At 72.6% G+C, this 16,906-nt stretch carries 20 protein-coding genes; 12 read left to right on the top strand and 8 right to left on the bottom strand.

Features of this window, described 5'->3' with window-relative positions:
- The first annotated feature begins 50 nt into the window (after window positions 1–50).
- A complete protein-coding gene (locus ACFQW6_RS05755; protein ID WP_378542176.1) occupies window positions 51–1,205 on the top strand; it encodes a PQQ-dependent sugar dehydrogenase in 1,155 nt (384 codons plus the stop codon).
- A gap of 3 nt (window positions 1,206–1,208) precedes the next feature.
- On the opposite strand, the gene ACFQW6_RS05750 is transcribed toward ACFQW6_RS05755, so the two are convergent.
- Window positions 1,209–1,964 (bottom strand): YqjF family protein, encoded by a 756-nt coding sequence (locus ACFQW6_RS05750; protein ID WP_378542174.1) that lies wholly within the window; start codon window positions 1,962–1,964, stop codon window positions 1,209–1,211.
- A 130-nt stretch (window positions 1,965–2,094) separates the two neighbouring features.
- Between ACFQW6_RS05750 and ACFQW6_RS05745 the strand changes: the two genes are divergently transcribed.
- Genes ACFQW6_RS05745 through ACFQW6_RS05730 form a run of 4 tightly spaced genes read left to right on the top strand, consistent with a single transcriptional unit; the run spans window position 2,095 to window position 6,322 of the window.
- A complete protein-coding gene (locus ACFQW6_RS05745; protein ID WP_378542613.1) occupies window positions 2,095–3,009 on the top strand; it encodes an ABC transporter ATP-binding protein in 915 nt (304 codons plus the stop codon).
- 32 nt (window positions 3,010–3,041) lie between these two features.
- The gene (locus tag ACFQW6_RS05740; RefSeq protein WP_378542173.1) at window positions 3,042–3,863 is read left to right on the top strand and encodes an ABC transporter permease; all 822 of its coding nucleotides are present in this window, start codon (window positions 3,042–3,044) and stop codon (window positions 3,861–3,863) included.
- A gap of 1 nt (window position 3,864) precedes the next feature.
- Entirely contained in the window at window positions 3,865–4,665 is an 801-nt protein-coding gene (locus ACFQW6_RS05735; protein ID WP_378542171.1) for an ABC transporter permease, read from the top strand.
- A 28-nt stretch (window positions 4,666–4,693) separates the two neighbouring features.
- Complete coding sequence (locus ACFQW6_RS05730; protein ID WP_378542169.1) at window positions 4,694–6,322, top strand: AMP-binding protein; 1,629 nt, start codon at window positions 4,694–4,696, stop codon at window positions 6,320–6,322.
- Window positions 6,323–6,331: 9 nt separating this feature from the next.
- Here ACFQW6_RS05730 and ACFQW6_RS05725 read toward each other — a convergent pair whose 3' ends face one another.
- The 6 genes from ACFQW6_RS05725 to ACFQW6_RS05700 are packed head-to-tail and all read right to left on the bottom strand — an operon-like array spanning window position 6,332 to window position 11,006.
- Window positions 6,332–7,312 carry a nucleoside hydrolase gene (locus ACFQW6_RS05725; protein ID WP_378542167.1) on the bottom strand — a complete coding sequence of 327 codons (981 nt, stop codon included), beginning with the start codon at window positions 7,310–7,312 and terminating at the stop codon, window positions 6,332–6,334.
- On the bottom strand, window positions 7,309–8,214 hold the full coding sequence (locus ACFQW6_RS05720; protein WP_378542165.1) for a hypothetical protein: 906 nt from the start codon (window positions 8,212–8,214) through the stop codon (window positions 7,309–7,311). The genes ACFQW6_RS05725 and ACFQW6_RS05720 overlap by 4 nt, the downstream gene beginning before the upstream one ends.
- Window positions 8,211–8,759, bottom strand: coding sequence for a hypothetical protein (locus ACFQW6_RS05715; RefSeq protein WP_378542163.1), 549 nt, complete (start codon window positions 8,757–8,759; stop codon window positions 8,211–8,213). Before ACFQW6_RS05715 ends, ACFQW6_RS05720 begins: the two co-directional genes overlap by 4 nt.
- Entirely contained in the window at window positions 8,756–9,640 is an 885-nt protein-coding gene (locus ACFQW6_RS05710; protein WP_378542162.1) for an ABC transporter ATP-binding protein, read from the bottom strand. The genes ACFQW6_RS05715 and ACFQW6_RS05710 overlap by 4 nt, the downstream gene beginning before the upstream one ends.
- Window positions 9,637–10,443 carry a hypothetical protein gene (locus ACFQW6_RS05705; RefSeq protein WP_378542160.1) on the bottom strand — a complete coding sequence of 269 codons (807 nt, stop codon included), beginning with the start codon at window positions 10,441–10,443 and terminating at the stop codon, window positions 9,637–9,639. The genes ACFQW6_RS05710 and ACFQW6_RS05705 overlap by 4 nt, the downstream gene beginning before the upstream one ends.
- Entirely contained in the window at window positions 10,440–11,006 is a 567-nt protein-coding gene (locus tag ACFQW6_RS05700) for an RNA polymerase sigma factor (protein ID WP_378542158.1), read from the bottom strand. Before ACFQW6_RS05700 ends, ACFQW6_RS05705 begins: the two co-directional genes overlap by 4 nt.
- Window positions 11,007–11,167: 161 nt before the next feature.
- On the opposite strand from ACFQW6_RS05700, the gene ACFQW6_RS05695 reads away from it, so the two are divergent.
- A complete protein-coding gene (locus tag ACFQW6_RS05695; protein ID WP_378542156.1) occupies window positions 11,168–11,665 on the top strand; it encodes a superoxide dismutase family protein in 498 nt (165 codons plus the stop codon).
- An 18-nt stretch (window positions 11,666–11,683) separates the two neighbouring features.
- On the opposite strand, the gene ACFQW6_RS05690 is transcribed toward ACFQW6_RS05695, so the two are convergent.
- A complete protein-coding gene (locus ACFQW6_RS05690) occupies window positions 11,684–12,166 on the bottom strand; it encodes a GNAT family N-acetyltransferase (protein ID WP_378542154.1) in 483 nt (160 codons plus the stop codon).
- Between the two features lie 43 nt (window positions 12,167–12,209).
- Between ACFQW6_RS05690 and ACFQW6_RS05685 the strand changes: the two genes are divergently transcribed.
- From ACFQW6_RS05685 to ACFQW6_RS05660, 6 genes are all read left to right on the top strand, one after another.
- Entirely contained in the window at window positions 12,210–12,734 is a 525-nt protein-coding gene (locus tag ACFQW6_RS05685) for a DinB family protein (RefSeq protein ID WP_378542152.1), read from the top strand.
- Window positions 12,731–13,351, top strand: coding sequence for a class I SAM-dependent methyltransferase (locus tag ACFQW6_RS05680; protein ID WP_378542150.1), 621 nt, complete (start codon window positions 12,731–12,733; stop codon window positions 13,349–13,351). The genes ACFQW6_RS05685 and ACFQW6_RS05680 overlap by 4 nt, the downstream gene beginning before the upstream one ends.
- The gene (locus ACFQW6_RS05675; protein WP_378542148.1) at window positions 13,348–13,542 is read left to right on the top strand and encodes a DUF3046 domain-containing protein; all 195 of its coding nucleotides are present in this window, start codon (window positions 13,348–13,350) and stop codon (window positions 13,540–13,542) included. Before ACFQW6_RS05680 ends, ACFQW6_RS05675 begins: the two co-directional genes overlap by 4 nt.
- Window positions 13,539–14,795 carry an MFS transporter gene (locus ACFQW6_RS05670; protein ID WP_378542146.1) on the top strand — a complete coding sequence of 419 codons (1,257 nt, stop codon included), beginning with the start codon at window positions 13,539–13,541 and terminating at the stop codon, window positions 14,793–14,795. The genes ACFQW6_RS05675 and ACFQW6_RS05670 overlap by 4 nt, the downstream gene beginning before the upstream one ends.
- A 208-nt stretch (window positions 14,796–15,003) precedes the next feature.
- Window positions 15,004–16,056: a recombinase RecA gene (recA, locus tag ACFQW6_RS05665; protein WP_378542144.1), complete on the top strand. Its 1,053-nt coding sequence runs from the start codon at window positions 15,004–15,006 to the stop codon at window positions 16,054–16,056.
- Window positions 16,057–16,161: 105 nt separating this feature from the next.
- Window positions 16,162–16,896: a regulatory protein RecX gene (locus ACFQW6_RS05660; RefSeq protein ID WP_378542142.1), complete on the top strand. Its 735-nt coding sequence runs from the start codon at window positions 16,162–16,164 to the stop codon at window positions 16,894–16,896.
- The last annotated feature ends 10 nt before the right edge of the window (window positions 16,897–16,906 follow it).

Here is a 16,906-nt window from a genome sequence, read left to right as displayed (position 1 = left end):
ATCCTTCTCCGACCGGTGCCGCGCTTGCCACCCCCGCGCACCATGGACCCATGAAGCCCCTCGCACCGGCGCTGGCCGGACTGCTGACCGTGCTGGCCACCGCCTGCTCCGGGGACACCGCAGCGTCCGGCTCGCTCGGTCCCGCGGCGGGTGAGGGGGATGACGGCTGGCCGTTCGTGGTCGAGGAGATCGACCGGCTCGACGAGCCGTGGGCGATGGCGTTCCTGCCCGACACCGGCGACCTGCTCATCACCGAGCGCAGCGGCACGCTCCACCTGCGCGACGCCGAGACCGGGGACCGGGTCGCGGTCGCGGGCGTGCCGGAGGTGGTCGACGCCGGCCAGGGCGGGCTGGGCGACGTCCTGCCCGCGCCGTCGTACGAGGAGGACGGGCGGGTCTACCTGAGCTGGGTCGAGGCGGGCGACGGCGGCACGGGCGCCGTCGTGGGTCGCGCGGTGCTCGAGACGGACGGGGACGAGCCGCGCCTCGACGGTCTCGAGGTGGTGTGGCGCCAGACACCTAAGGTCGCCGGCGACGGGCACTTCAGCCACCGCCTGGCCTTCTCTCCCGACGGCCAGCACCTCTTCGTCTCCTCGGGCGACCGTCAGCTCGGCGACCCGGCCCAGGACACCAGCAACACGCTCGGCACGATCGTGCGCCTGACGCCCGACGGCGAGCCCGCACCCGGCAACCCGCTTGCCGACCAGGGCGGGGCGAGCGCCGAGATCTGGAGCTGGGGCCACCGCAACCCGCTCGGGCTCGAGCACGCCCCCGACGGCACGCTGTGGTCGTCGGAGATGGGGCCCGAGGGTGGCGACGAGCTCAACGTGATCGAGGCCGGCTCGAACTACGGCTGGCCCGAGGCGTCCGACGGGAGCGACTACGGCGGCGGTGAGATCCCCGACCACGCCGAGGGTGACGGGTACGCCGCCCCCGCCCGGTCGTGGAACCCGAGCATCTCGCCGGGAAGCCTGATGGTCTACGACGGCGAGCTGTTCGAGGGCTGGCGGGGCGACGCGTTCCTCGGCGCCCTGTCGGGCGAGGCGCTGGTGCGCGTGGACCTCGACGGCCGGACCGCGGGCGAGACGGAGGTCTTCGACATGGGGGCACGCGTGCGAGCCGTCGAGGAAGGGCCCGACGGCGCGATCTGGGTGCTCGAGGACGAGGGCGCCGGCCGCCTCCTCCGCCTCACCCCGTCGACGTAGGCGTCAGCCGGCGCGTGGACGACGGGCGTCGCGCGGCAGGCCGAACTCCGTGCGGACGCCGGGGCTGAACGACAGATGGTCCGGGGGACGTCGAGCGAGCCGGTCGAGGCCCACCGACGCCATCAGCTGGTCGTCGAGGGCGATCAGCTCCGCGTCGTGCACCGGCCACCGCTCGTGACGGTTGGGGACCTGGAGGGTGCGCCCCCAGCAGCGCGTGTGCAGACGCCACCGCGCGCTCAGGAAGTGGTCGAGCGCGGTGGGCTCCCGCTTCGCCCCCGCCCGGACGACGACCCGGCTGGCGGGTCGGGCACCGAGCCGGCGCAGGCGGGCCTCGTACGTGTGCACGTCACCGTCGCGGTGGTGACGCATCCGTGCCCACCGGTAGGGCAGACCCAGCGCGCCACGGGCACCCACGACGATGGCGGCGCGGTCGGTGTCGAGGCTGAGGAAGACGATTCCGCGCCGGCCCGTCTCGTCGACGGAGTAGAGCCGCACGTTGGTCTCCAGGAACGTCCCCAGCCACGGGACCGCCGGCCCGCGGCCCAGCCCGGCATCGACCATCCGGAACGGGACCAGCCCGACGTAGGTCCGTCCGTCGAGCGTGTCGGGCCGTACGCCCGGCGGCATCCACTGCGCCACCAGGGCGGGATCGACCGCCCAGTGCAGGAACGTCAGGTCGCACCAGCGCTGGGTCATCGCGACGGCCCCCGAGATGGGCGGTGCGTCCGGGGACACGGGCTCGACGCCGGCTTCCTCCACGTCTCGAGCCTACTGTCGTCTCCCCTCGGGCCGGCCTGCGCAGAAGTGGGGTCCTACGCCCGACCGGTCGGGCGATCCGTTTCGTCGTTGTCGCCCCCCTCATCTAGTGTCGGCACCTGTGACAGAAGCCATGATCTCGGCACGGGGACTGCGCAAGTCGTTCGGCGACTTCGAGGCCGTCAAGGGCATCGACGTGGAGGTGCGCCGCGGTGAGGCGTTCGGCTTCCTCGGCCCCAACGGCGCCGGCAAGTCGAGCACGATGCGGATGATCGCGTCGGTGAGCCCGGTGACCTCCGGCGAGCTGCGGATCCTCGGCATGGACCCCGCCACCGACGGCCCCGCGATCCGTGGCCGGCTCGGCGTGTGTCCCCAGGAGGACACGCTCGACAACGAGCTCAACGTGTTCGACAACCTCTACATCTACGGCCGCTACTTCGGCATCGACCGCGCCACCTGCCGCGAGCGCGCGCAGGAGCTGCTCGAGTTCGCGCAGATCACCGACAAGGCCAAGGCGAAGGTCGAGGACCTGTCGGGTGGCATGAAGCGGCGCCTGACGATCGCCCGCAGCCTGATCAACAACCCCGACCTGCTGCTCCTCGACGAGCCGACCACCGGCCTCGACCCGCAGGCGCGCCACGTGCTGTGGGACCAGCTCTTCCGGCTCAAGCAGGCCGGGGTCACGCTCGTGATCACGACTCATTACATGGATGAAGCCGAGCAGCTCTGTGATCGCCTGGTCGTGATGGACAAGGGCCTCATCGCCGCCGAGGGGTCCCCGCGCCAGCTGATCGACGCCCACTCGACCCGTGAGGTCGCGGAGCTCCGCTTCGGCGTGGGCGAGCACGAGGCGCTCGCGGAGAAGATCGAGGACCTCGGTGAGCGCGTCGAGGTGCTGCCCGACCGGCTCCTCGTCTACAGCGACCACGGCGAGGACGTCGTCACGGCCGTCCTCGACCGTGGGCTGCACCCGATCGCCACCCTCGTGCGGCGGTCCACCCTCGAGGACGTCTTCCTGCGCCTCACCGGTCGGAGCCTGGCGGACTGATGGCCTCGCGACCAGGAGCCGACACGACCTCGGTGACCACCACCGCCCGCCCGGCCCGCCCCACCGGCTCCCTGTCGGCGTGGGAGGGCATGGCCCGGCAGTACGACTACTGGCTCACGGTCCTCAAGCGCACGTGGCGCGGGGGAGTGGTGAGCAGCTTCCTCACTCCGCTGCTCTACGTCGTCGCGATGGGCGTCCTTCTCGGCGGGTTCATCGAGGCCGACCCCGACAAGCTCGAGGGTGCGACCTCCTACCTCGCCTTCGTGGTCCCCGGCCTCGTCGCCTCGCACGCCATGACGCTCGCGGTCAGCGAGTCGACGTACCCCGTCATGGGGTCCATCAAGTGGCACAAGACGTTCTTCGCGCAGCTGGCCACGCCGCTGGCCGTGCGCGACCTGGTCAACGCCTACGTCGCGTTCGTGATGTTCCGGGTGGCCTCGGCGTGCGCGGTGTTCATGCTGGTGATGGCCCCGTTCGGCGTCTTCGCCACGTGGTGGGGGCCGATCCTGGCGTGGCTCTCGCAGGTGCTCGTCGGCTTCGCGTTCACCACGCTGGTCTTCGCCTACAGCGCATGGCTGAGGTCGGAGGAGGGGTTCGGCCTGCTGTTCCGCCTCGGCGTCATCCCGCTGACCCTCTTCTCCGGTGCCTTCTTCCCGATCAGCAACCTCGGGCCGGTGCTGGAGTGGATCGCCCGGCTGACCCCGCTGTGGCACGGCGTCTCGCTCTCCCGGATGTTCTGCGTCGACCAGATCGACTGGGCGCTGGTCGTGCTGAACGTCGTCGTGCTGGTCACCCTCACCGTCGTCGGGTGGTTCCTCGCCGTGCGCAACCTCGACCGCCGGCTGGAGGTCTGACATGGCGCTCATCGAGGGGATCCCGGCCCCGCTGACCCCGGCCGCCGCCACCAAGGTGCTGGTGCTGCGCAACTACGTCGTCTACAAGGGCGCGTGGAAGCTCTTCATCACCGGCTTCCTGGAGCCGGTCTTCTACCTGTTCTCGATCGGCATCGGCGTCGGCCAGCTGATCGACACCTTCGAGTTCCACGGCGAGGCGATCCCCTACGCCGAGTTCGTCGCGCCGGCCATGCTCGCGACGTCCGCCTTCAACGGCGCGCTGCTCGACTCGACGTACAACGTCTTCTTCAAGATGAAGTACGAGAAGCTCTACGACCAGATGCTCGCCACCCCGCTGTCGACCGGTGACATCGCGCGCGGCGAGATCACCTGGGGCCTGATGCGCGGCTCGGTCTACTCCGCCGCCTTCCTCCTCGTGATGGCGCTGATGGGCCTGACCCACTCGTGGTGGGCCGTCCTGGCCCTGCCGGCCGCGATCCTGATCGCCTTCGCCTTCTCGGCCGTGTGCATGGCGGTCACGACGTGGATGACGAGCTGGCAGGACTTCGACAAGATCACGCTCGCCCAGATGCCGCTCTTCCTCTTCTCAGCCACCTTCTTCCCGATCGAGGCGTTCGGCGACGGGGTGCTGCGCTGGGTCGTCGAGGCCACCCCGCTCTACCGCGGGGTCGTGCTCTGCCGCGAGCTCACGACCGGTGTCATCACCTGGGAGTCAGCCGTGTCGGTGGTCTACCTCGTCGTGATGGGCGTCGTCGGCCTGCTCGTCGTCCGACGCCGGCTCGACAAGCTGCTGCTGACCTGAGCGGCTCTCCCGGGCTAGGTTCGGGAGCATGGCGAGCAGCACGGACTCCTGGACGAAGGGTGGGTCGACCCCGGCACTGCTGGAGGAGACCATCGGGGACAACCTGGCGCGCACCGTCGCGTCGTACGCCGACCGCGAGGCGCTGGTCGAGTGCGCGAGCGGGCGGCGCTGGACCTGGGCGGAGCTGCAGGCCGACGTCGACGCCGTCGCGCGCGGTCTGGTCGGAGCGGGCATCCGCAAGGGCGACCGCGTCGGCATCTGGGGGCCGAACAGCGCCGAGTGGACGCTGGTGCAGTTCGCCACCGCGCGGGTCGGCGCCATCCTGGTCAACGTCAACCCGGCCTACCGCACCCACGAGTTCTCCTACGTCGCCAACCAGTCGGGCATGCGTCTGCTGGTCGCCGCGACGTCGTTCCGGACGAGCGACTACCGGGCCATGGTGGACGAGACCGCTGCCGAGAACCGTGCGCTGGAGCGCGTGGTCTACCTCGACGACGAGGAGAGCTGGGCCGGGCTGCTCGCGGACGGCGAGGGCGTCTCGGCCGACGACCTGGCCGAGCGGGCCGCGAGCCTGGCGCCCGGCGACCCGATCAACATCCAGTACACCTCCGGCACCACCGGCTTCCCCAAGGGCGCGACCCTGAGCCACCGCAACATCCTCAACAACGGCTACCTCGTCGGCGAGGTGTGTCGCTACACCGAGGCCGACCGCGTGTGCATCCCGGTGCCCTTCTACCACTGCTTCGGCATGGTCATGGGCAACCTGGCGTGCTCCTCCCACGGAGCAACGATGGTGATCCCGGCGCCCGGCTTCGACCCGGCGCTCACGCTGAAGGCGGTGACGGAGGAGCGCTGCACGTCGCTCTACGGCGTGCCGACGATGTTCATCGCCGAGTGGGCGCTGCCCGACATCGACTCCTACGACCTGTCCTCGGTGCGCACCGGGATCATGGCGGGCTCGCCCTGCCCCGCAGAGATGATGAAGAAGCTCATCGCCGCCGGCATCGAGGAGATGACGATCTGCTACGGCATGACCGAGACGTCGCCGGTCTCCACCCAGACCCACCCCGACGACTCCTTCGAGCGGAAGGTCGGCACGGTCGGCCGGGTCTGCGCGCACCTCGAGGTCAAGATCGCCGACCCGCTCACGGGAGAGGCCGTCCCGCGCGGGGAGGCGGGCGAGCTCTGCACCCGCGGCTACTCGGTGATGCTCGGCTACTGGGACGACGAGGAGAAGACCCGAGAGGCCATCGACGACGACGGGTGGATGCACACCGGCGACCTCGGGGTGATGGACGACGACGGCTACGTCCAGGTCACCGGGCGCATCAAGGACATGGTCATCCGGGGCGGCGAGAACATCTACCCGCGCGAGATCGAGGAGTTCCTCTACACCCACCCCGACATCGAGGACGTGCAGGTGGTCGGCGTCCCGGACGAGAAGTACGGCGAGGAGCTGTGCGCGTGGCTGCGGATGCGCCCGGGCAGCGAGCCGCTCGACGCCGACGAGGTGCGCGCCTTCGCGACCGGCAGGCTCGCCCACTACAAGATCCCGCGCTACGTGATGGTCGTCGAGGAGTTCCCGATGACCGTCACGGGCAAGGTGCGCAAGGTCGAGATGCGCGAGGTGTCCACCGCCCGCCTCGGGCTGGCCTGACCCAGCGGGTCACCGGAAGACGCTGCGGTAGACCTCGTCGAGGGCCGCGGTGTCGAGGGCGGTCACGACGCGCACCTGCCCGTCGCCCGTACGCCGGAGCCGTCCCCGGTCGTCGCTCGTGTCGACGGTCCAGGTGCCCGACTCGGTGGTCGCGGCGGATTCGTCCACGAACGTGCCGGCGGTCGCGAGGTCCCAGTACTTCGGCGACTCGAACCCGGGGACCCGGCCGAGCCCGCCGACGACGGGACCGGCCAGCCCGTCCGGCGCGCCGGACGGCACCGGGTCGTCCGGCAGCACCGTCACCGGCACGGGGCCGGCCAGCACCTCGGCGAACGGCACGGGGTCGGCTCCGGCGTTCCACTCAGCCACGCCGTCGGCGTGCGACTCGCTGTCGACGGTGCCCGCCATGGTGGTGACGCCGTCCAGCCGGGCGTACGCCGCCGGGTGCTCGCGCAGGACGGCGGCCACCTCGGTCAGTGGCGCGAGGGCGACCACCTGTAGATCGGTATGGCGCCGGGCGAGCCGGGCGATGAGCTCGGCGGCCGGCGTACGCACCGGGGTGAGCTCGCCGGCGGTGCCGTCGCGTGGCAGCCCGCTGTTCATCAGCGCACCGGCGCCCCACTCGGGCGGGAACATCACCCCGTCCTCGCCACGCGGCGTGGTGCCGCAGGCGACGAGCGGCGGGGCAGTCTCGAGCGCGTGGAAGAAGTCGCCCAGGAGTCCGGTGCCACGGCAGTCCAGCTCACCCGTCTGCGGGACCGTCACGGCGACGACGCGGACGCGGGGGTGACGCAGCAGCAGGGCGAGCGCCGCGAGGTCGTCGGGTGCCAGGTCGGTGTCGACGACGACGGGCACCGCGTCCGGCTGCTTGGCGGCGGCCGGTGCCATCGGGCCGGTGGCGAAGACCTCGCCGTCGACGTCGGAGGCCGCAGGGCTGCAGGCGGCCAGCACCGCGACGGCCAGCGTCACGAGGAGCACACGTCGCCTCACGGGATCACCACGTGCTGACCGACGATGCCTGCCACGGCGAGGACCGTCCCGACGGCGAGCAGTGCCCGCCGCCCCGACCGGGGCCACGCGACGCCGAGCAGCAGCGCGGCAAGCCCGAGCAGCCACATGTTGTGCCACCAGGCGAGCGCCTCCGACACCAACTGGCGCTGCCAACCGCCGTCGGTGGTGTGGGGCGCCCCGACGAGCAGCCAGTCGGACGGAAGGCTGAGGGGGTCGGTTGAGGGCGTACCGGCCGGGAGGTGGACCGGCTGCACCTGGATCACGGAGAACGGCGTCACTGCCGCCTGCCCGAAGAGCCAGTAGACGCTGACGACGAACCACAGCACGAAGAGCGCGGGGACCACGGCCACGAGCCGCGACGTCCGTCGTCCGAGCGCGGCGCCGAGCGCGACGGCCACCAGCGCGAGGGCGACGATCTGCGCCAGCTCGGCCGTGGTGTGGAGCGCCTCCGTCGTGCGGCCGGGCTCCATGCCGATCCACAGGCCACCGATCTCCCTCTCCCGCCAGGCGACCAGGACGGCGTACGCCGCAGCGACCACCACGAACGGGAGCGCGGCCAGCAGCCGGGCGAGCGTCCGGCGCGCCTCCGAGACGGGTGCGGCCGGCGCGACGTCGTGGCGTGCGCGGTGGAACGGCAGCGCGGCGGCGACCGAGATGCCGAAGAGGAACGGCGCGACGGCGGGCATGATCCCCTCGTACGACGAGCCCGGCCACTCGCCCGGCTCGGGCCGCACGGTCCACATCGCCCAGACCGATAGGGCCAGGCAGCCCCAGGGCACCGGGTTGCGCAGCATCCGGCGTGTCTCGGCGGCGACCAGCGCGCGGGTCACCGTCGCTGGGGCCGACGCGGTCGTCACGGGCCTGGCGGTCGTCGCGCTCATCGCCGCCGTCCTGCCACGCAGAGGAGGGTCGCTGCCGCGAGCACCCACCACGGCTCCGTCAGCCACCAGCCGACGACGTCCGAGACCGTTCCGTCCGGCAGGAGCTGGTGGAGGGCGAACAGGGCCACCGGGGTGGATGCTCCCAGCAGCACGGCCCGTCGCTGCGGTGCCCACAGCGCGACGGCCACACCGCAGGCCGCCGCGGCGAGCAGGGGACCCGGCCCGGACAGCCGCGCGGTCGTCAGCGAGTCGAGCAGGAACCACACGGCGAGGGCCGGCAGCCCGAGCAGGCCGAGCCGCAGGACCCGACGCTGCATGAGCGACACCGGCACCGCCGTTAGCATCGCAGCGGCCGGGTCGTGCAGGCCGGAGACGACGGTCGCGGCGAGGCCGGCCGCGGCGATCGCCAGGACGACGTCCGCAGGGCGTCCGGCGGACCGGGCGAGCAGGGTTGCGGCGACGAGCACAGCTGCGAGCAAGACCGCGGGCGCCCAGCGCATGGCTCGCGCCGTGGGCAGGGCGGCGTGGGCGAGCGCGGTGTTCATCGGGTCAGCCTCGTCACGAGCAGGTATCCGTCGTCGACGGTGGGGACGGCCGGTGAGGCGCCGTCGGGCAGCGTGCCCACGTGGCGGCGGGTGCCGGGGCCGGTCAGCCAGGACCGCAGCGCGGTGGGCTCCTCGACGTCGGACTCCCAGACCCGGCCCTCGGCCTCTCCCGCCAGCTCGGTGGGCGTGCCGGACCAGCAGATCCTGCCGCGGTCCATGACGACGACCTGCTGGCACAGGGCCGCGACCTCGGCGGTGTTGTGCGTCGACAGGACGACGCAACCGCGGTGGGAGGTCTCGGCGAGGACGGACCGCAGCGCGATCCGCTGCTCCGGGTCCAGCCCGGTGGCCGGCTCGTCGAGGACGAGGAGGTCCGGGGCGCCGACGAGTGCGGACGCCAGCGCCACGCGCTGCTGCATGCCGCCCGACAAGGTGCGGATGCGCTTGTGCATCGCGTCACCGAGGCCGACGGCCTCGAGCATCGTCGCTGCTTCCCGTCGTCGCTGGGACGCGTCCGTGTGCTCCTTGAGGATGGCGACGTAGTCGACCATCTCGAGGGGTGTGAACCCGCCGTAGAGCCGGGGCGACTGGGGGAGGTAGCCGAGCCGGCGTCGCACCTCGGTGCGCGCCGTCGGGTGGGCCGGGTCCAGGCCCAGCAGGGACAGGGTGCCGCGGTCGGGGGCGAGCACGGTCGCCAGGATGCGCAGCAGCGTCGTCTTGCCGGCGCCGTTGGGCCCGAGCACCCCCACGATGCCCCGCCCGAGGGTGAGGTCGACCTGGTCCACGGCGGTCTGGGAGCCGAACGCCTTGGTGATGCCGGCCGCGCTCAGCAGCGTGCCCGTGGGCGTGTGGGTGGCGGTGTCGGTGTCGGTGCTGCTCATGCGGTCCTCCGGTAGGCGACGGTGTCGCGACGGGCGACGGTGAGGGTGATCGCCGCGAGGGCGACCACCAGTGCGGTGAGCTGGCTGGGGGCCGAGGCGAGCAGGTCGGTGACCACGTCGGCGGGCACCCTGCGTGAGGCGGTGGGCCACGAGACGGCGACGGCCCACAGCGAGCCCAGGGACGCAGCGACGACCGAGGGATCCAGCCGCGTCGTGCCGGCCAGGGCCACCAGCGAGGTCAGGGCGGCGCCGGGCAGCAACCAGCCCAGGGCCACCGGCGTGGGGAGCCCGAGGAGCAGGGCCACGCCGACGCCGATGGGCACAGCCGGGAGGGCCACCAGCACGGCCCGCGCCGCCACCAGGCGCAGGCCGGCCGTCGGGGTGGCGAGGGCGAGCTCCCCGGCCGGCTCGGCGTGGCGTCCGTAGGTGAGGGCCACCGCCGCGAGCGGAGCGACGGGGGCGAGCGCCATGAAGACGGGCAGCTGGAGGCCGAGGACGGACACGACGACCGGCAGGGTGAGCAGCAGCAGGATCGAGGAGAGCCAGGCGGCGCGCAGCCCGGGGGTGGCCAGGCCGAGGCGCAGCAGCGGGTTGGAGCGTGGACGGTCGATCCGGTCGGCCAGCGCGTCCCAGCGTCGTACGACGTCGCTGCCGGAGGCGGACGGCGCGAGCATGGCCGTGCGCCGACGGCACTCGTCGCAGCGGAGCAGGTGGGCCTCGAGCGAGGCGGCGGGGAGGGGCGCCGCGGAGCCGTCCGCCCACGCGCGCAGCGTCTCCTCGTCGGCGTGCCAGGTCTGCGTCACAACAGTCCCTCCCTCAGCTGGGTGCGAGCGCGGCTCATCCGGCTCTTGACGGTGCCGCTCGGGATGCCGAGCAGCGCGGCGGCCTCGCGCGTGGAGAGGCCGTCGAGGACGGTGGCCTGGACGACGGCCTGCAGGTCGGGGGAGAGCCGAGCGAAGGCGAGGCCCACGTCGCTGTGCTCGACCCGGGCGAGCACCTCCTCCTCCGCCGACGTCGCCGGGTGGCTGCGGAGGTTGCGCAGCCGCTCGACCACGCTGGCCCGCGGCCGCAGCTGGTGCAGCATGGACCGCACGGCGATGCCCCACAACCACGCGGCGACCTCGCCCTCGCCCCGCCATCCGGACGGCTTGCGCCAGACCGCGAGGAACGTGTCCTGGACCGCGGTGTCGACGATCGCCGGATCGGCACACCGCCGCGACAGCCGGATGGCCATCCATGGCTCGTGGCGCACGAAGAGCTCGCGCAGCGCGCCGCGGTCTGCGTCTGCCACGGCGGCGAGCAGCTCCGCGTCGGACCGGTCGTCGACGCCCTCTCGGGCGTCCCAGCCGGTGTCGTCCACTCCCATCACGTCTCCTAGTTGCGCCGACGCCCATGATCGGTTCGCCGGCGCCGCCACGTCGTGCACCGGTCCAGACCAGGCGTGAACCGAACACCGATCGCGGAGGCACCTCTTGGTGGCGGCCCGTTCGGTCCGCCGGACGAGCTCAGTCATGGAGGAGGACCCAGATGTCGAGGATCAGGACAGGAGTGGCGGCAGCAGCCGTCCTTGCCGCAATGCCCACCACCGCGGTGGCCGCCGGGGTGCTGGTGGACCACGGGCACGGGCCCACGGTCGTGCACGACACGGCGTACGACCAGGTCAAGACGCAGGTGCACGCCTGGTCCAGCGACGGGACCACTCGCGTCCGGCTCATGGTGACCGGGCTGCCGGCCGGACAGACGTTCGGGGCGCACGTTCACACGGGTACCTGCGGCGCCGACCCGCTCGCGTCCGGCGGCCACTACCAGCACTCGACCGACGCGACGGTCCCGCTCGCCGAACGGGAGGTCTGGCTCGACGTCACCTCGGACGAACGCGGTCGAGGGGTCGCCACGACCACGGTGCCGTGGACCTTCGTGGCGGGCACCGCGGGGTCGGTGGTGATCCACGCGCAGCCCACCAACACGACCACCGGGGCCGCCGGCGCCCGGTTGGCCTGCACCAGCGTCGCGTTCGGGGCCTGACCGCGGGACCGGGTGACGTCAGCCCAGCACCTTCTGGAGCCAAGCGACGTCGATCCAGCGGCCGTGCTTGCGGCCGACCTCCCGCATCACGCCGACCTCCTCGAAGCCGCAGGCGCGGTGCAGGGCGAGGCTGCCGGCGTTGGGCAGGGCAACCGCGGCGACGACCAGGTGGATGCCGTCGCCGGCGAGGCGGGCCAGCAGGTCGTCGTAGAGGGCGCGACCGGTGCCCCGACCCTGCTGGCCCGGCGCGACGTAGACAGTCGTCTCGCGGGTGTGGGCGTACGCCGGCTTCGGTCGGAACGTCGACGACGTGGCGTAGCCGGTGACGGTGCCGCCGTCGTCGGCGACCAGGAAGTGGTCGCCGTGCTCGCCGAGCCTCGCCTCCCAGACCTCCATCGGGCGCGGCTCGAGGTCGAAGGTCGCATGCCCCTCACGGGCCTCGCGGCCGTAGATCGCGGCGACGGCCGGCAGGTCGGCGGGAAGTGCGCGACGGATGTCCATTCCACACATTGTCACCGCCGCCGGGACTGGTTGGATGGCGGCCATGAGCATCACGCCCGACACGAAGGACTGGACCTGGGTGCTCTCGCGGTCGTGCCCCGAGTGCGGCTTCGACGCCGCCGCGCACGACGTGTCCGACCTCCCCGACCTCCTCGAGGCGACGGCGTCCTCGTGGTCGCGGGCGCTCGCCCGCGGTGACGCGGCCGACCGCCCACGACCCGGGGTCTGGTCGGCGCTGGAGTACGGCTGCCACGTGCGCGACGTGCACCTGCTCTTCGCCGAGCGCGTGCGGCTGATGCTCACCGAGGACGTCCCCACCTTCGCCAACTGGGACCAGGACGCCACCGCGGTCGCGCGCGACTACGGCAGCCAGGACCCCGCCGAGGTCGCGGCCGAGCTGGTCGGTGCCGCCCGCACCGTGGCGATGCTCTACGGCTCCGTCACCGATGCCACGCGCGGTCGCCGCGGGCTGCGGTCCAACGGCGACGAATTCACCGTCGAGAGCCTGGGCCGCTACCACCTGCACGACGTCGTGCACCACCTCCACGACGTGGCGGCGCCCGCGTGACCAGCGAGACCGTCCGGTCCTACGACCGCGACGCAGCGGCGTACGTCGCCCGCACCGCGACCGTGCCGGACTCCGTGCGCGCCGCGCTGGAGCACCTCGCCGACCGGCTCGGCCCGGGCGCGCGCGTGCTGGAGATCGGCTCGGGCGGTGGTCGTGACGCGCTGCTGATGGAGCAGCTCGGACTCGCCGTGCGGCGCACCGACGTCACCCCCGCCTTCGTCGCGCTGCTGCGCGAGCATGGCCACGCCTGCGACCGCCTCGACCCCCTCGTCGACGACCTGACCTCGCCAGACGGCCCGAACGACGCCGTGTGGGCCAACGCGTCGCTCCTGCACGTCGCGCGGGACGACCTGCCCACCGTCCTGCGCCGCCTGGCCGTGGTCACCCGGCCCGGAGGGGTGCTGCGGATGTCGCTCAAGGAGGGCGACGGCGACGGCTGGTCCACCCACGGGACGATCAGCGGCCCGCGCCACTTCACCTACTGGCGGGCCGCGGACGTCGAGACCGTCGTCCGTGCCGCGGGGTGGGGCGACGTGGTCGTCCGACACGGGCTCGGGGGCGACCGGGGGGAGACCTGGCTCGAGCTGTCGGCGGTCCGTGATGGGGTGTCGGCATGAGGCACACCGAGTTCTGGGCACGGCTCGACAAGGCCCTCGGGCGGGCCTACTCCCGCACGTGGGCCGAGCTCACCGTCGTGCGCGACCTCGACGGCCGCACGACCCAGGAGGCGCTCGACGCAGGTGTGCCGCCCAAGCAGGTGTGGGCTGCCGTGCATCGCCAGCTCGAGCTCCCGGACAGCGAACGGTGACCACCCGGCTCGCGGGAGGCCTCACCGTCGCCCAGGTCCAGCGTCGTACGGTCCGCACCCTCGTCGTCTCCCAGGCGGTCGGCGCGGTCGGTGTCACCATCGGCGTCGCGACCGCCTCGCTCCTCGCGCGCGACATCTCCGGCAGCGAGACGATGGCCGGCCTCGCCCAGACCTTCCAGGTCCTCGGCACGGCCGCCGCCGCCTACGGGCTCGCGCGCGTCATGCGCCGCCGCGGGCGACGTGTCGGCCTGGTCGCGGGCTACCTCATCGGGGCGACCGGCGCGGTCCTGGCCGTCGTCGCCGGTGTCGTCGACTCGATGGCGGTGCTGCTGCTCGGCGCGCTCATGCTGGGAGCGACCACGGCGGTCAACAACGGGTCGCGCTACGCCGCGACCGACCTCGCGACCGAGGAGCACCGTGCCCGTGCCCTGTCGGTCGTCGTGTGGGCGACCACGGTCGGGGCCGTCGCCGGCCCCAACCTCACCGGCGTGGGCGCGAGCGTCGCCCGCTCCATGGGGGTGCCCGAGCTGACCGGTGGGTTCGCCATCGGTGCGGTCGTGCTCGTCGTGGCGGCCGGGTGGGTGTCGTGGCGGCTGCGACCCGACCCGCTGCTCCTCGCCCAAGAGACGGCCGGGGTCGTGCCCAGCGCCGGTCCCGAGCCGCGCGGGCGGTCCTGGAGCAGCTTCGTCGCGGTGGTGCGCGACGTGCCGGCGGTCGGCGCCGCGGTGGTGGCGATGGCCTGCGCCCACGCGGCGATGGTGACGGTGATGATCATGACGCCGCTCCACATGGAGCACGGCGGCGCGCACCTGGAGGTCATCGGTTTCGTCATCTCGATCCACGTGCTCGGCATGTTCGCCTTCTCGCCGCTCGTCGGCTGGGCGGCCGACCGCTTCGGCAGGGCGGCCGTCCTGATCACGGGGGGAGTGGTCCTGCTGGTGTCGCTCGCGCTGTGTGGCCTGTCACCTGAAGGGACCTCGTGGCAGATCTTCGCGGGGTTGTTCCTCCTCGGCGTCGGCTGGTCCTGCGCGACGGTTGCCGCGTCGACGGTCATCGCGGACCGCACGCCCATCGAGGCGCGCACCGACGTGCAGGGCACCTCCGACATGGCGATGGCGCTCACCGCCGCCGCTGGAGGAGCCCTCGCCGGGGTCATCGTCGGGCAGCTGGGATACCCCGCGCTCGCGACCTTCGCCGCGCTGCTGGCGGGTGCGGTCGTGGTCGCCGGCGCCGCGACCCGCCGGCACTCCTGAGCCGCTCCTCGGCCCCACGCACTCGGTGGCCGACACGCCGAGGCGGTGTAGCGCGTCGAACACCTGTTCGGGCTACTGTGCATCCACAGGTACGACGAGGGGCGAGGTTGTCCACAGCGTTCGACCGTCCTGATCAGGGACTGTCGGTGGCTCGCCCTAGCGTCGCAGACGTACCTCTCACGACACGACGACAAGACAGGACACAGCAATGGCTGGTGCAGACCGCGAGAAGGCCCTCGACGCCGCGCTCGCACAGGTGGAGAAGCAGTTCGGCAAGGGCTCGGTCATGCGACTGGGCGACGAGACACGTGCGCCGCTCGAGGTGATCCCCACGGGGTCGATCGCTCTCGACGTGGCCCTCGGGCTGGGCGGCCTGCCGCGCGGTCGTGTCGTGGAGATCTACGGCCCGGAGTCCTCCGGAAAGACGACGGTCGCCCTCCACGCGGTGGCCAGCGCCCAGGCGGCCGGCGGCATCGTCGCCTTCATCGACGCCGAGCACGCGCTCGACCCCGACTACGCGAAGAACCTCGGCGTCGACACCGACGCGCTCCTCGTGTCCCAGCCCGACTCCGGTGAGCAGGCGCTCGAGATCGCCGACATGCTGATCCGCTCCGGTGCCCTGTCGCTGATCGTCATCGACTCGGTGGCCGCGCTCGTGCCCCGCGCCGAGATCGAGGGCGAGATGGGCGACAGCCACGTCGGCCTCCAGGCCCGACTGATGAGCCAGGCGCTGCGCAAGATGACCGGTGCCCTCAACAACTCCGGCACGACCGCGATCTTCATCAACCAGCTGCGCGAGAAGATCGGCGTGATGTTCGGCTCGCCGGAGACCACGACCGGTGGTCGGGCCCTGAAGTTCTACTCCTCGGTGCGCCTCGACGTGCGTCGCATCGAGACGCTGAAGGACGGCACCGACATGGTCGGCAACCGCACCCGCGTCAAGGTCGTGAAGAACAAGGTGGCTCCGCCGTTCAAGCAGGCCGAGTTCGACATCATGTACGGCAAGGGCATCAGCCGCGAGGGTGGCCTCATCGACGTGGGCGTCGAGGCGGGCCTGATCCGCAAGGCCGGCGCCTGGTACACCTACGAGGGCGACCAGCTCGGCCAGGGCAAGGAGAACTCGCGCAACTTCCTGCGCGACAACCCCGACCTCGCCAACGAGATCGAGAAGCTCATCCTCGAGAAGCTGGGTGTGACGCCCGCCGTCGACAAGCCCGGGGACGACCTGAGCGACGAGCCCATCGGGGTCGATGACTTCTGACCGCACAGCCGCCCTCGAGGGACGAGAGGGCGGCGTGGGTGCGGGCAGGTCGAGCAAGCGATCGAGCGAGCCTGCGAGGTCGATGATGCGTGTCGGGACCCGCCGGTGAGCGGCGAGACCCGTCCGGCACCCGACTGGGCCGGTGACGTCGGGCTCGGGGTCCAGGCGTGGGTGGGGGACACCCCATCCACGCCCGCCGAGCCTCGCCCGGACCGTCCCCGAGGCGGGCGCGGCGGCGCGGGTCGCCGCGAGGGCCGCAAGGGTGGCCGCAAGGCGACCCGCACCTGGGAGGAGCGCGAGGCAGCCAGGCTCGCGCGGGAGGAAGCCGCGGCCGCGGAGCTCGAGGCCGATCCCGAGGCCGTCGCCCGCAAGATCCTGCTCGACACCCTCACCGGGCAGGCACGCTCGCGCCAGGAGCTGGCCGACAAGCTCGCCAAGCGGGGCGTGCCCGACGAGCTCGCCGGTGAGCTGCTCGACCGCTTCACCGAGGTCGGCCTGATCGACGACGCCGCCTACGCCCGGCAGTGGGTCGAGAGCCGGCACCGCAGCCGAGGTCTGGCCCCCCGCGCGCTGGCCCAGGAGCTGCGCCGCAAGGGCATCGACGACGAGGACTCGAAGTCCGCGCTGGAGCAGATTGACGAGTCCGACCAGCGGGCGGCCGCTCGCGCGCTGGTCGACAAGAAGCTGCGCTCCATGCGCGGCCTCGACCGCCAGGTGGCCACCCGCCGCCTGGCCGGGCTCCTGGCCCGCAAGGGCTACGCCGCCGGCCTCGCGTTCTCGGTCGTCCGCGAGGCGCTCGGCGAGGCGGAGGACGACGGCGAGCCCCACCCCGACTTCTGAGGTGCTTTCG

The sequence above is a fragment of the Nocardioides sp. GCM10028917 genome, assembly GCF_042666175.1.
GTDB lineage: Bacteria > Actinomycetota > Actinomycetes > Propionibacteriales > Nocardioidaceae > Nocardioides.
Note: the sequence above shows the minus strand (reverse complement) of the source record. Positions and strands in the feature narration are given on the sequence as shown.

Coding starts and splice junctions, on each gene's coding strand:
- ACFQW6_RS05685 (WP_378542152.1), top strand. CDS start 12,210: ATGAGCATCACGCCCGACACGAAGGACTGGACCTGGGTGCTCTCGCGG.
- ACFQW6_RS05675 (WP_378542148.1), top strand. CDS start 13,348: ATGAGGCACACCGAGTTCTGGGCACGGCTCGACAAGGCCCTCGGGCGG.
- recA (WP_378542144.1), top strand. CDS start 15,004: ATGGCTGGTGCAGACCGCGAGAAGGCCCTCGACGCCGCGCTCGCACAG.
- ACFQW6_RS05710 (WP_378542162.1), bottom strand. CDS start 9,640: ATGAGCAGCACCGACACCGACACCGCCACCCACACGCCCACGGGCACG.
- ACFQW6_RS05735 (WP_378542171.1), top strand. CDS start 3,865: ATGGCGCTCATCGAGGGGATCCCGGCCCCGCTGACCCCGGCCGCCGCC.
- ACFQW6_RS05690 (WP_378542154.1), bottom strand. CDS start 12,166: ATGGACATCCGTCGCGCACTTCCCGCCGACCTGCCGGCCGTCGCCGCG.
- ACFQW6_RS05720 (WP_378542165.1), bottom strand. CDS start 8,214: ATGAGCGCGACGACCGCCAGGCCCGTGACGACCGCGTCGGCCCCAGCG.
- ACFQW6_RS05700 (WP_378542158.1), bottom strand. CDS start 11,006: ATGGGAGTGGACGACACCGGCTGGGACGCCCGAGAGGGCGTCGACGAC.
- ACFQW6_RS05695 (WP_378542156.1), top strand. CDS start 11,168: ATGTCGAGGATCAGGACAGGAGTGGCGGCAGCAGCCGTCCTTGCCGCA.
- ACFQW6_RS05730 (WP_378542169.1), top strand. CDS start 4,694: ATGGCGAGCAGCACGGACTCCTGGACGAAGGGTGGGTCGACCCCGGCA.
- ACFQW6_RS05745 (WP_378542613.1), top strand. CDS start 2,095: ATGATCTCGGCACGGGGACTGCGCAAGTCGTTCGGCGACTTCGAGGCC.
- ACFQW6_RS05755 (WP_378542176.1), top strand. CDS start 51: ATGAAGCCCCTCGCACCGGCGCTGGCCGGACTGCTGACCGTGCTGGCC.
- ACFQW6_RS05715 (WP_378542163.1), bottom strand. CDS start 8,759: ATGAACACCGCGCTCGCCCACGCCGCCCTGCCCACGGCGCGAGCCATG.